The following is a 13,005-nucleotide window of genomic DNA, read 5'->3' on the forward strand; positions in this document are numbered from 1 at the left end:
TTCGCCTTGGCCAGCAGCGCATCGATCTGTTCTTTGAGTTCCAGCTCGGCTTTCTTCATCCGCTCGTAACTCATCGCCTTATGACGCGACGCATTGGCCTTGATCTTCGTGCCGTCAACGGCAATCGTCCCGAGCTTGACCAGTCCGCATTCCTTGGCCAGCTTCACCACTTGCACAAACAGCTCCGACAGTTCCTTCAAGTGAAAGGCGCGAAAGTCGCAAAGCGTGCGATGCGCCGGATAGTTGCCCGCGGCGAGGACCCGGAACGCGATATCTTCATGCAGCTTCCTGGCCAGCTTGCGCGACGAAAACACCCCGGTCGCATAGCCGTAGACGAGCACCTTCACCATCATCGCCGGATGAAAGGGTTGATTGCGCGGGCCGCCGCCCGCATACCGCGCATGGAAGCTTGACAGGTCGAGCGAATCCACCGTGTCGCTGATGTAATAAGCCAGGTGCCCTTCCGGCAGCCAGTCTTGCAGCGCGTGGGGCAGCAACATCTGCTGCTGCGGCTCGTATGGGAGATAACTTGTTGGCATCTGCTAACAACGTCTTCTCCGCTCGGCCGGATGACATCAGATTTCTGCCGCGCACGCTCCTAGGTGATATCGGTCGGAGATGTTTTTAGGCAGATCAAGCGCGCGGGCCGCGATCTTTATGGGGTCCTGTCCCGACCAGCGTAGCATTTTCTTGGATTTCAGTGCTTCGCCTTTGACGATCTTCAATACTGCCTTGTTAGAGTGCTTCGCATTAGACGCGCCGCTTTGCTGAACACGGCCGAGCACGGTCTTGAGCCCCTCATGAATGATCGTATGGCGGATCACTCGAACAGTGTGGCTACTGATGTCCACATGGTCTTCAAATAGGTCAAGAATCTCAACGGGCAACTCATGCAGTTGCAATGCTAACGACAAGTCACCTTGGCTAACGCCCAACGTACTCAATGCGCCAAGTTGCGTTTTCCATTTACCTTCGTTGAGCCCTTCCCAGTATCGCTGAGCAAGGCGTAAGCAACTGCGACGGCTTATCAGACGATAAGGTCTTTTTCTTTTCATCGGGTCTCCTTTTGTAACGCTAAGATGTTGGCATATTTCGAGCGCGAATAAGAAATATAAAGCAACGCCACGAGAAAAGTTCATATGTACCTGCGGAAAGAGATACGAAAAACATCCTCTTTCCACTCTTTGTGTCTCACTTGGCTTACAGCCAGCAAGGAAGTGTCGCGTTTTGGATACATCAATTACGTACGGACGGGAACGTCGACGCATACATTCGCGATTTTGAATGTCGACGAATTTAGAGAATGGCTTGCGCACAATCAAAACTTCGTGTACGTTCAACCGCCTGTCTAAAGACACTCAATGCCCATGGGATTGAGCTGCCAATGGCGGATTATCATTCGCTCGCTGATCCGCCGTCACAACCCCTCCGCTTTTCTTCGCTGCATTCCCATCCTCTCAAGTCAAGCATCTGTCAAGACAGGAGGACTTCATCATGATATGCCCACTTTTCGCTGGTACCGCCCGGGCGCAAATCATTGATTTCACGAGATTAATCGCCTGTTATTGCGAAAGCGTTTTCGTGCGTTCACCTGCCCATTTCTCGCATGCGCAAGGAGTCGGGGCTGAACAAGCCGCTGTTACAGCGGCACGACGTGGGTAACGCGCCATGAAAGGCGCACGATGAAGCATGCGCAATTGCATGGAAGCGAATCACACGCGCCATACCTCTCACGCCCGATGCGCGTCGAGTTCCGCTCGTTCGACGGCATGAGCCCAATCCAGGCATCCCTTTCGAAGACGTGCGTTGATTTCATTGACATCAAGGAATGACCAGTTGACGGCACTGTAGCGAGCGGCATTGAGAGGTCGGAATGATGCGGAATTTGATACGTCTTTGTCGAAGCCAATCAGCGGTGCCACGCGCGGCGCTCAATGAGCCCAAGCCGCGCCCCTTATTTTTAAGGTGCTAAGTTTGGCCGACGCCTTTTTGCGCGACTGCTTCGATCTTAGGAGCGCGTTCTATTAGCCAAGCGCCAAGGCTTCCGGCGTCCAAGTGCAGCACGCGTTTGCGTTGAGGGCAGTTCGATCGAACTCCCGCGAGCAATTGCGATGCTTACGATGGTTCCCGCGGGCGACGGCTCATAACTGCAGTGCCGAGCAAGAAAACGTACCCTATATGAGCGCCCAGACAAGCATATCGGCAAATCGCCCATCTAAAGCGCTGCCGTCGGGTGGGTATAAGCGCTCGAGAACAAGCCACCTGCTGAAAAGGCCATGCGTTGTCGTAAATCTAGTCAGTTTCGCGCGTGAGCCCGCGAGCCTCGTGGTCGTCTCGAAAATGACCCTACTCGAATTTTCCTCGACATATGAGCCGGGGGCCGTGGACAGCGCGGCCAACGATTGCATTCTAAAAGACGTATGGCAGCCCTTTGGAAGGGTCACCCTTGAAACAGCGCAAGCGTCCTTTTTTTGATTAAAAGGCGGGCTGGTTCGGTGCGTCCTTGTACGGTGCGCTTTTCGGCACTGTGCCTCGCCCCAAGACGGCTGGCTAGGAAATATCATGATATAGGTCAATCCGCGAAAAGAGGCATGAAAACATGTCGCTTTTCGCTGCGACTACCCGCTCACCGTGTAGTAATCAGACGGCCACTCGGAAGGTGGACGACCCAGGGTGGCGTCGGGTGTAACAAAATTCGAAAAGGCGGGATTTTGATACACCCCCCTTAAAAATTTCTTTCCCATTTAGATCAATCACTTGCCTAGATATAGCGGCGCTTTCAGAAAATATCATGATATTTCCTAGCGCTCTTCGCCCGATAAGTCTCATGAATTTCCTAGCCCGAAAAATCTTCGCGACGTCGCCTGTGGAGGCGCTGATACTCGATCAACGCACGCGACACATCCGCGTCTTTCAAAAAATCCCAAGCTGTCTTACCGCGAACACCCTGAACGCACTGTCAAGACCAAGCCGTAGCTGCGCTGTCCGCGGCCTCGGCTCGGCAACGACGAGTCGCTAGTCGTCATTCTAGTCAGGTCGGAGGGCCATATTCGGCACTCGGCGCGACGACGCATCAATCGAGCGAGGAAGAGTTGCATCGGGGGGCGGAGGTTGTCCCGGTAACAATCGGACCGTGCGGAGCCTCTTGGCGAGGCTTCTGAACGACGTACGAGGAAAAGCTGGGACAAAAGCGCAGTCATCTGCGATACAAGCGCTATCCGGAGAGCGTTGGTCGCCGAGTTGAGGAGAACGAGGGTTTCTACGTCACGCATGCTCGACATCGAAGATCGTTGTCGCCGCCAGTCAGATAGTCGTCGATACAACAACGCGCGAGGCGCAGGTCGGCGCCGCCGCTATTCAAGCCAAGCATGCAATCGTCGTTGTTCGGCGTGGCCAGTTCCGGCAATCGATCGTCGGGTTCCCATCTAAGGGCGCGCGCGCCAATACTGCGGACAGGCCGGGGCGAAAACAACAAGAAGCGGCACCTTCATTCAGTCACGGGGCCGTTCTACGCGCTAACTTACGCAGCGCAGAGAAGTTCAATGAAACGAATCGTGCCTTGGCGAGTTTTGGGAAAGCGGTGCGGTCAATCATGTCACTCGGACTTCTGCGGATCGAACGCGCGTCTCGCCCGCGTGAGCGCTCGCATAAGGAAGAGACCGCCGTACAGGCAATGACTGCACCTGCTGCGAGGCGCCGACCAAACTCGGTCGACGCTCTGCTCAGTAATCATGCAGCCGAGATCATTGTCGCTAGATCCGTGTTAGCGAGGCCGATCGTCAAGCAACGACAACTGCCCGGGCACCGGATTGTCACAGGATGTGTTAGCAGGTTCGTTCGCAAACGGGTCGTCATGAAACGCTTCGATTGGTCGTGGATTCACAGCAGGGGAATCCGCCGATGAAGCGACTTGCGAAGGCCCGCACTTGGCGAGGATGCGATAAAGCGCTTGCCTCGATATTTTCAAGTTCTTCGCAGCTTCAGATTTGACGCCGTTGGCAGCTTCTAGGGCGGCGATCACCTGGTCGGGCGTGATCACGGGTCGCGATAGGCGCTCCGCCGTGGCAAACGTTGAGATATACGCCGTTGCCTTCCCTGCAAGACTATGTCCTGCGGCTTCGACTAACTGTTGCATGGCCTTTTGATGAAGTTCCGGGTCGGGCCGGTGGTCGGCCCGCTTGATGGGCGCCGGCACGCCGGTGATTTGCTCGTACATCCTTTGAAGGTACGCGTGGCGCAGGCCATGTACGGTGACGCCTAATCCGGCGCGGCTGATGCCCTCCTTCTGCAAAACATGATAGAAATGGCGATACCATTTCTTGAGCGACCAAGGCTCGGGGATCATCGACCCGGTGCGTGGATTGGCGAGCCTGGCTGCACGGATAAGGACTTCGTACTGCCATTCGGCATCGATGGGTACAAGCCGAGGCCTGCCTCCCTTGGTGCCGTCAATCACATGGAGGTGCCCTGAAACACGCAGACACTGCAGTGGACGCAGGAGCATGCTTTCCTGCGCGCGCAGCCCAAAGGTCGCCTGCAATTCGACCTGAATTGCGACCCAGCGGTCGCGTTCGCAAAGCCGCGAGATCACGTCGTTGACGTCGACGTTGGCCGCTTCCCACGATTTATCTTCCTGAGCCACATAGTAGCGGCGATATCCGTCGGGCCGCTTGATGTAGTCATCGACGGTTCCCACGAGTTGATGCTTTTTCATCCAGGCGGCGAGTGTGCGCCAGTAGGTGAGCTTGTTTTCGACGGTGCCCGGCGCCTGCTCCTTCTCGGTGACCCAAAGCTTAACGAGATAGGCGATGTGCTTTTCCGAGAGGTTCCACGGCGACTGAAGCGCGAAGCCACCCTTTCTGAGTTCGCGAAAGCCGGCGATGAGATGTCGCACGCGGTACGTCTGGGTCTTGATGGAAATCGCGTTCGAAGTCACGCGGGTCTTGCTGTGTGCTTTGGATAGGTGATGTTGAAAGAGTTCGGTGAGTTCTTTCGTGAGCCGCTGTGGCAGCCCGGCGTTGTCCAACAGTGTCGAAAAGTTGAGTTGGATTTTCACAGCTGTCGCATGAAAAGCGACGTTCTTACCTATCAGAAGAACGTCCCGGGGTGGTTGGAATACTGCACGCTTTGCTGTCCGGGATCTTAGAGATCAGATTTTCGATTCACCCGGCGCAGGGAAGCACTGCGGCCCGATGATCCTTGCGACGGACGAATCCGAAGCACGGCTACTTGACCGCAGGCACAAGCCTGTCGAGCCAAGCAATTCTTGTTGCGCATTTTGTTCTCGGCTGCGCGGGCCGACAGAAAGGGATGAAGAAATCCGCACCCGTGGTGCAAGTGATTTCCCGTCTCGAGAGCTTGCTCATCACGATCGCCTCGATCTGGGACCCCGTGAGTCAGGCTTGGCTACTTGCCGGAGACGAAAGCAATGTTGACGTTCGCACTGTCCGTGCGAGGTTGTCCTCAGTCGATGAGGTTCTGCGTTTCGCAGGAAAGGCTAGCGTTCATGCGGTTCTTGGTGAACTCAGTCTCCGACATGACACGGCCCGCTCAATGGGCAGCGTCGCTGCCGTTCAGTGAGATTGCGCTCGTCGAGCGCGAGGCTTGATGCAAATGGAGTGCGATGCACTCAGTTCGATGCGTCGATGACGCGGATAGGTGATTACGATAATAGGCCCTTCCTAGCACGAGTTTTGACGGAAAGCTCGCGATTTCGATGTGCCTTTCGACATTCGTCTTTCAATGCCCATACAAAGCAGCTCAGCAGCAGCGCAAAGCGGGTCGAAACGTCGTTCTTCATCTTAACGATCGGCGGTCTCATGCTCACTGACTTCAACGGCGGTCCGAATTCGCGCCGATGCCGATTGGTGCCCTTTATAGCGGCGGTGCTCAAGCATTGTGTCAACGCCGGTTGAAACCTGATCGGGTGACGGCTTCTACTATCCTGCCTGCGTTAGTCGAAGCGACTATAAGAATTGCACTGGGGGAGAATGGTACTGCCGCACGCTATCATCGTGCGTCAGGAGCACAATGCCTTCGGAGATCGCCTGAGCGATTAGCAACCGGTCAAACGGATCTCTGTTAATCAGCGGAAGCGCAGTATCTCGAGGGCATGATGAGCCTCGATTGAGAGCTCGTTGTATCCGGCGTCAAGAAGGTTCGTTCGAAAAAACTCGAACTGCACTGAGGATCGTAAAGGCCGGTTGGTTTAAGCGAATGCGGAGGAGAAATTCGACGCCGGTGCAATAGAGAGCTAGATGTGCGTCCATCCCTTGCCAGCCGCATCGCCGGGATGATGCAGCACGCTCACAGACGTACTTAGGCCACGCGCGTGACATCGTGCGACTGCTGGGTGAGATCATTGCCTTTGAAGTGCAAGAAGCAGCGCGGACCGAAACCGCCGAGCTTTTCAGCACTTCAGTGCGAAAAAGCATATAGCAGCCCCGGCGACGAGCGGATTCAGACGATATTTTCACCGCCGATGACGTCGGGCATTTCCTATCTGGCCAAGCGTTCCTGGAACGCTATTATCAGGGGTTTGGTAGCAAGTTGCAGATGAACAGTGTGAAACCCGTGGGGTAGCGGCGGCAGCGGAACTGTTGCCTGCGAAGGCGATGGCCTCGGTGAGCGCCTTGCTTCAAAGTCGATGCAGGGGTCCAGGACAAGATAGTTGCGGCTCGAGGTGCATTCAATGGCCAGATTGTACCCGCGGCCGTAACCGATTGCGGGTGGACCGCACGTCGTTCGAGGACGCCGGCCAGTCGACTAAATAGAGCGAGCGCGGTATCGCCGCGACCGCGGCAGACCTGACGATGCTGGGCAGTTTCGAGGCGTACGAAACGTACCTTTAGAAGCTGAAGGCCTGGCCGACTGCGTCCTTCAAGTTTTTGATGCCGGGAGTGGAGAGTCGCGCGCGACAGTATGGACCACCATTCCCCCCGACAAGCTCTGGTCGACGCAAGCCATGCGACATGCGCGACCGCGCCAGTTGCTAGACGCGATTGCCCGGAGGGCGATTGCGTCTATTGGCGCACAGACAATGCGGCGAAGGCCGCGGTCCGAGGCAGTCGCGCGCACAGGTAACGTAAAATCTCACGTTTACCAAAAAATCACATCAAAACGCGTATTGTGACCATGCAAACTCAGGCTGGACGCCTGCCAGCCGTATCTGTCACGGGCCGAGGCGCCATTGTTGCGGTTATCGTGCTCTTCATTCTGTCGCTCGGCCTTCGCTGGCATGACTTCCGTCAGGAAACCGGCACCGAAATCTCGACGCCGCGTATCACTCGCTGATGACCGTAACGGCGTGGACCGAAGTGCCCCTCGCAGAAAGCAGGCTGCTGCCGCTCGTGACGCTCGCGAATCCGCGCGACAAGCACACCGCGTGGGGCGCGACCGTGCCGAACAAGTACGGCGACTACATCTATGCGTCGTTTCCGCCCGCCGGCTTCTTCGTTCCGGCACTGCTGGCCAGGACGCAGCTTCAGCTGACGGGCCTGCCGCCGACGCTCGCGTCGATGGTCGCGTCCAACTGCATGCTCGGCCTGATCGCCGCGCTACTGCTATCTCGGCTGACCTGCCGCGTCGCGATTGCAAGCGGCGTTGATGCGACGGGCGCCGCCATCGCCGGGACGCTCGCCGCCTCGGTTCTGCTGTTTTCGCGGTAGGGTTTACTCTCGTTTGGTCTTGTGTACTGGAATCAGTCACTCGAAGAACCGCTGCTGATCGCGCAACTGCTCGCCATGTTCAACGTGCTCCGGGCCGACGGCGAACCTCGACGCAAACTGCTCGTCGCGCCGTGTGCAATGTCGTTCCTCAGCGGGTTCGTCGAGTGGACGAGCTTCGTCGTCAATGCGCTGTTCGTCGTATATCTGCTGTGCGCGCGCCGCGTGCGCCCGGAGTTCGGCCGGCATGCGCTCGCCACGGCGCTCGCCGGTGCCTTGATCGTCGCGCACTTCGCGTTATCGCTCGGTATGCTCGATGTTGCAAAGGTGATGCTCGCGCGCATCAAGGTGCGCAGTTTTCAGGATCTGGTGTCGTCTACCGATCTGTTCAGAGGCTACGCGACATCGTTCGGTGCGTTCATGCCGCTGGCGCTGGCGGGCGGTTTCATCGCTTTCGCCGCGCTTCAGGCGCTCGATCCGACCGGTTCGCAGCGCGCGCCGGCGGCCGCACCCGGCGTGCGCATGGCGCTCGTCGTGCTCGCGCTGTCCGCCGTGCCGCTCGCCGAACACGTGCTGCTCATGCCGCACGCGGTCAAGTACTCGTTCGACCCGCTGAAGTTCGCCGTGCCGCTGGGCCTCTGTCTGGCCTTCGTCTGGACGTCGCTTCGCGCCGCCGGCCGCCGTTCGCTCGCGGCCGTCTGGCTGCTCATCGCCGTAGCGGCCGCTTGGCAGAACGTGCAGGCGTATCACGGGGACAACGCGCAATTCAGCGACTGGAGCGCGATCAACGTGCGAAATCGGGCGCTCGTCGCGCAGGCTGCGGCGCGGGTCGACCTGCGATGCGCGCTTCTCGGCAGCGACGGCCCCGTGCGCGGTTATACCGAAATCGCGTTCGGCCGCTCGCTGTTCGAGAATGCTGAGAAGGCGCCGCTCGTCGACGCGGCGCGTGCGGCAAACGCTTGCGCGACCGTCTTGGTGAACCAGGAGACCGTGTTCGACGATATTCCCCGCTTCAGGCAGATCCTGATCGTGCGCCATGGCTCGCCTGACGTCGTTCTGCGTCCGTGACGCGCCGGGCCGTCCGCGCTCGCGCAAGCCTCCGCCACGCTTCGGTGGCCCGGCGAACACGCGTCGCTTACAATACGCTCTTTTGCGAATATTGGTCGAAAAATGGTGCCCTTCCCCATTTTGCTCTCGGTGGTCTTGCTAGTCCGCAATCGCGGCCCAGAACTGGGCGCAATTGTCGACGAAGTCGCGAAAACGGTCAGCGGCCTAGTTAGCGACTATGAACTAATCATTGTCGACAACGCCTCCGAAGACGACAGCGTCGCCGTGCTGCGCCAGCTCACCGCCGAATCGGGGCAGCCGAATCTTCAGGTGTATGCGCTGACCAAGGAAGTCGATGCGGACACCGCGTTCTGGGCCGGCCTCGAGAACGGTCTCGGGGATTTCGTCGCGGTGCTCGATCCTATGCTCGATGACATATCCATACTCACAGTCATGCTGGAGAAGGCCACCGGCGGCATCGACATCGTGCTCGCGAACAATCAGCGCAAGCCCGCTCAAAGCGCGCCGTACCGATTCGCGCACGGCGCCTTCAACCTGCTCTACCGCTATTTCAGCGGGGCGAGTCTTGCAAGCGATGCGCCGCAGTTCCGCGTCATCAGCAAGCGAATCGTTAACTTCATCCTGCAGCATCCGCAGCCGGCCATCACGTACCGGCATCTGCCGATCACCGGCGGTTTCTCGCGCCAGACGCTGCAATACAGCTCGCCACCGAAGACACATGGCACCAAGCGGCTCGGCGAAAGCATCGACCGGGGAGTGCGCCTGCTCGTCTCCACGACGCGCGCGCCCATGCGTCTGGTCACCACGCTGTCACTGTTCGGCGCCGGCGCGAACCTGCTCTATTCGGTCTATGTGGTGTTCATCGCGCTGTTCAAGCCGCATGTCGCGGAGGGTTGGGTCAGCCTGTCGCTGCAACAGTCGGGCATGTTCTTCCTGCTGTCGCTCGTGCTGCTCGTGCTGGCCGAATACATCCTGCACATGGCGAGCCTCTCGACCGACGGGCCGCTTTATCACGTCGGCCAGGAATTCACGAGCGCGCGGATGACGCGGCGCGAAAAGCTGAATATCGAGGACGTGTCGCTTGCGCCCGAGCATCGGCCGAACCCTAGCGCGGCCCGAATCTCCTGATGGCGAACGCTTCGCAGCCGCTGGATGCGGTCATCATCGGCGGCGGCTTCTACGGTTCGGCCATCGCCGTCTATCTGGCGCGGCAACGCGGGCTCCGGCGCATCTGTCTCGTCGAACGGGGCCACGACCTGCTGCAACGCGCGTCTTATAACAATCAGGCGCGCGTCCATAACGGCTATCACTATCCGCGCAGCTTCACCACGGCGTACCGTAGCCGCGTCAATCTGCCGAAGTTCGTGCGCGACTGGCCGCAGGCCGTCAAGGCGGATTTCGTGAAGCTGTACGCGATCGCGCGCCGCAATTCGAAAGTCACCGCGAAACAGTTCCAGCGTTTTTGCCGCGAAACCGGCGCGCGGCTGGAACCGGCAGATGCGTCGCTGAAGGCACTGTTCGAGCCGCGGCTGATCGAAAACGTGTTCGTCGTCCAGGAATACGCGTTCGACTCGCGCGAACTCGCCTGCTGGGCGCGCCGCGAATTGTTCGAAGCCGCGGTCGACGTCCGGTTGAACACGCGCGCCGAATCCATCACGCGCACCGGCGACAGGGGCCTGAATGTCGCCGTGCGCGACGCGAGCGGCGACGCCGCGACGCTCACGGCGCACTACGTCTTCAACTGCACGTACAGCGGACTGAATCAGTTCACCGGCGAATTTCCGGGTACGCGCACGCGGCTCAAGCAGGAAATCACCGAGATGGCGCTCGTGCAGGCGCCGCCGAAGCTCGTGGATATCGGCGTGACCGTCATGGACGGTCCGTTCTTCTCGATGATGCCGTTCCCGTCGCGCGAACTGCACACGCTGTCGCACGTGCGTTACACGCCGCATCTGCACTGGGACGACGCCCCTGGCGTCGATCCGTACGCGCGTCTCGCGGACTATCCGCGCGAGTCCCGCGTTGACAGGATGATTCGTGACGTCGCGCGCTACATGCCGGCGGTCCGCGACGCGAAGTACGTAGAATCGCTGTTCGAAGTCAAGACCGTGCTCGGCAAGAACGAGGTGGACGACGGTCGCCCCATTCTCTTCGAAAAACACGCCGATCTTCCCGGCTGCTATTCGGTTCTCGGCGGAAAGATCGACAACATTTACGATGTACTCGAAAAGCTGGACGCCGAGTCGTTCGCCACAGCACCCGTTCAAACCACTTGCTCGTGACACGCACCATGACCAACGCGCTCATTGGATTCTCCGGCTTCGTCGGACAGACGTTGCTTAAACAGGGCACTTTCGAGTCGCTCTACCGGTCTACCAATATCGGTGAGATCGACGGCCAATCTTTCGACGACGTCGTATGCGCTGGCGTGCCCGCGCAGAAATGGATCGCCAATCGCGATCCGGAGGCCGACCTGCGCAACATCGACGGCCTTATTGCACACTTGCGAACAATCCGCTGCCGCCACTTCACGCTCATCAGTACGGTCGACGTATTCAAGAATCCGGTCGGCGTCGACGAAGATTCAAGTGCCGACGAAGACGATCTGCATGCTTATGGCAAGAACCGTCGCCATCTGGAGCGGTTCGTCGAATCGCACTTCGCGGAGCATTTGATCGTGCGGCTGCCCGGACTCGTCGGCCCGGGCCTTCGCAAGAACGTGATCTTCGATTTCCTCAACGACAACAACGTCAGAGTCATCGACAGTCGCGGTGTATTCCAGTTCTATCCCATGGTGAATCTGGCCTACGATATCGCCATCGCGCGCAACGCCGGACTGCGGCTCGTTCATCTCACGGCGGAGCCGATCAGCGTCGGCGAAATCTCGTCGCAGGGATTCGGACGGCCGTTCTCGCAGCATCAAGGCGGAACTGCCGCCCGGTACGACATGCGCACCCGGCACGCGCCGTTCTTCGGTGTGCGCGGCGACTACCAATACAGCGCGCGCGAAACGGTCCAGGCGGTGCGTGCCTATGCGCAGTCAGAACCGCTGCACGCGAAGGCGGCGACTGGAAGCGCCTCATGAGAATCGCCATCTCGAATATTGCGTGGGACGTATCGGAAGACGATACAATCGCCGCGCTGCTCGCACGTCATGGGGTCGATGCAATCGATATCGCACCGGGCAAGTACTTCCCGCAGCCTGCCGCCGCTACGGCCGAAGACATGGCGCGCGTCAAGGGATGGTGGCACGAGCGCGGCGCCGAGATCACAGGCATGCAGTCGCTTCTGTTCGGCACTACCGGCCTCAACCTGTTCGGCTCGCCCGCAAGCCGCGAAGCCATGCTGGCGCAATTGGAAGCGGTGTGCCGTATCGGCGAAGGCGTCGGCGCGACCCGGCTCGTGTTCGGCTCGCCGAAGAACCGCGATCGCGGCGAACTCTCGGATGACGAAGCACTGGAAATCGCCGTGCCGTTCTTCCGGCAGCTAGGCGAAAGCGCTAGCCGTCACGGAGTAATTCTCTGCCTCGAACCGAATCCGCCTTGCTACGGCGCCAACTTCATGACGACGAGCCAAGAAACGCTGAGCATCGTCAAAGAGGTCGCTCACCCCGCCATCAAGATGCAGCTCGATGCGGGCGCGATGACGATCAACGGCGAAGACGCGATTGCCACGTTGCGCGCCTGTGCGCCTTTCATCGGACACGTTCATGCCAGTGAGCCGGGCTTGGTGCCCATTGGCGACGGCGGCTGCGACCACGCAGCGATCGCGCGAAGCATCCGTGAGACATTGCCGAGCCATGTCGTCACCATCGAGATGGTCGCGACCAAGGACGAGCCACATCACGTGTCCATCGAGCGCGCTTTGCGCAAGACGCTTTCCTTTTACGGTGAAGCGGGAGCCGGAGCGGCGAAATGAAATGGATCATTCTCGCGTTGGGCATTGGCTCCAACGCGGCGGCCAGCGTTCTGGTCAAGCTCGCCATGCTCGCGCCGCGCAAGTTTCCTTCGCCGTCCGACCCGATGGCCGCCCTGATGAACTGGCCGTTCTGGCTAGGTCTCGCGCTGTACGGCGCCGCGTTCCTGCTCTACGCCGCAGCGCTGGCGCGACTGCCGCTGAATGTCGCGCATCCGGTGCTGACTTCTGGCGCGATAGCCACTGTCGCGCTGAGTTCCGTGCTCATTTTCCGCGAGCCTTTTCACTGGACGACGGGCGCAGGAATCGGCTTCATCCTGACGGGCGTGATCCTGCTAACCATGCGCGTAGCCTGATA

At 59.1% G+C, this 13,005-nt stretch carries 10 protein-coding genes; 7 read left to right on the plus strand and 3 right to left on the minus strand.

Features of this window, described 5'->3' with window-relative positions; all coding sequences use genetic code 11:
- The 3 genes from AWB78_RS34195 to AWB78_RS34205 form a co-directional block, all read right to left on the minus strand.
- Nucleotides 1–539 (minus strand): transposase (locus AWB78_RS34195; RefSeq protein WP_198399248.1); only part of this gene is annotated, 539 nt, incomplete at its 3' end.
- A 36-nt stretch (nt 540–575) separates the two neighbouring features.
- The gene (locus AWB78_RS34200) at nt 576–1,055 is read right to left on the minus strand and encodes a hypothetical protein (RefSeq protein ID WP_157697706.1); all 480 of its coding nucleotides are present in this window, start codon (nt 1,053–1,055) and stop codon (nt 576–578) included.
- A 2,708-nt stretch (nt 1,056–3,763) separates the two neighbouring features.
- Nucleotides 3,764–5,056: an integrase domain-containing protein gene (locus tag AWB78_RS34205; RefSeq protein WP_198399412.1), complete on the minus strand. Its 1,293-nt coding sequence runs from the start codon at nt 5,054–5,056 to the stop codon at nt 3,764–3,766.
- Nucleotides 5,057–7,316: 2,260 nt separating this feature from the next.
- On the opposite strand from AWB78_RS34205, the gene AWB78_RS34215 reads away from it, so the two are divergent.
- The 7 genes from AWB78_RS34215 to AWB78_RS34245 all read left to right on the plus strand — a co-directional run bounded on the left by AWB78_RS34215 (nt 7,317) and on the right by AWB78_RS34245 (nt 13,003).
- Nucleotides 7,317–7,667 (plus strand): hypothetical protein, encoded by a 351-nt coding sequence (locus tag AWB78_RS34215; RefSeq protein ID WP_157697707.1) that lies wholly within the window; start codon nt 7,317–7,319, stop codon nt 7,665–7,667.
- A 21-nt stretch (nt 7,668–7,688) separates the two neighbouring features.
- Entirely contained in the window at nt 7,689–8,732 is a 1,044-nt protein-coding gene (locus tag AWB78_RS34220) for a hypothetical protein (RefSeq protein WP_062611055.1), read from the plus strand.
- A gap of 102 nt (nt 8,733–8,834) precedes the next feature.
- Nucleotides 8,835–9,860, plus strand: coding sequence for a glycosyltransferase family 2 protein (locus AWB78_RS34225; RefSeq protein ID WP_062611056.1), 1,026 nt, complete (start codon nt 8,835–8,837; stop codon nt 9,858–9,860).
- A complete protein-coding gene (locus tag AWB78_RS34230; protein ID WP_062611057.1) occupies nt 9,860–11,014 on the plus strand; it encodes an NAD(P)/FAD-dependent oxidoreductase in 1,155 nt (384 codons plus the stop codon). Before AWB78_RS34225 ends, AWB78_RS34230 begins: the two co-directional genes overlap by 1 nt.
- A gap of 8 nt (nt 11,015–11,022) precedes the next feature.
- On the plus strand, nt 11,023–11,817 hold the full coding sequence (locus tag AWB78_RS34235; protein WP_062611058.1) for an NAD-dependent epimerase/dehydratase family protein: 795 nt from the start codon (nt 11,023–11,025) through the stop codon (nt 11,815–11,817).
- On the plus strand, nt 11,814–12,650 hold the full coding sequence (locus AWB78_RS34240; protein WP_062611059.1) for a sugar phosphate isomerase/epimerase family protein: 837 nt from the start codon (nt 11,814–11,816) through the stop codon (nt 12,648–12,650). Before AWB78_RS34235 ends, AWB78_RS34240 begins: the two co-directional genes overlap by 4 nt.
- On the plus strand, nt 12,647–13,003 hold the full coding sequence (locus AWB78_RS34245) for an EamA family transporter (protein ID WP_062611060.1): 357 nt from the start codon (nt 12,647–12,649) through the stop codon (nt 13,001–13,003). Before AWB78_RS34240 ends, AWB78_RS34245 begins: the two co-directional genes overlap by 4 nt.
- Nucleotides 13,004–13,005 lie beyond the last annotated feature (2 nt).

This window comes from Caballeronia calidae, from assembly GCF_900044055.2.
GTDB lineage: Bacteria > Pseudomonadota > Gammaproteobacteria > Burkholderiales > Burkholderiaceae > Caballeronia > Caballeronia calidae.

Excerpts from the sequence above, each read along its gene's own strand:
- AWB78_RS34200 (WP_157697706.1), bottom strand. The coding sequence starts at position 1,055 with ATGAAAAGAAAAAGACCTTATCGTCTGATAAGCCGTCGCAGTTGCTTA.
- AWB78_RS34225 (WP_062611056.1), top strand. The coding sequence starts at position 8,835 with ATGGTGCCCTTCCCCATTTTGCTCTCGGTGGTCTTGCTAGTCCGCAAT.
- AWB78_RS34230 (WP_062611057.1), top strand. The coding sequence starts at position 9,860 with ATGGCGAACGCTTCGCAGCCGCTGGATGCGGTCATCATCGGCGGCGGC.
- AWB78_RS34235 (WP_062611058.1), top strand. The coding sequence starts at position 11,023 with ATGACCAACGCGCTCATTGGATTCTCCGGCTTCGTCGGACAGACGTTG.
- AWB78_RS34240 (WP_062611059.1), top strand. The coding sequence starts at position 11,814 with ATGAGAATCGCCATCTCGAATATTGCGTGGGACGTATCGGAAGACGAT.
- AWB78_RS34245 (WP_062611060.1), top strand. The coding sequence starts at position 12,647 with ATGAAATGGATCATTCTCGCGTTGGGCATTGGCTCCAACGCGGCGGCC.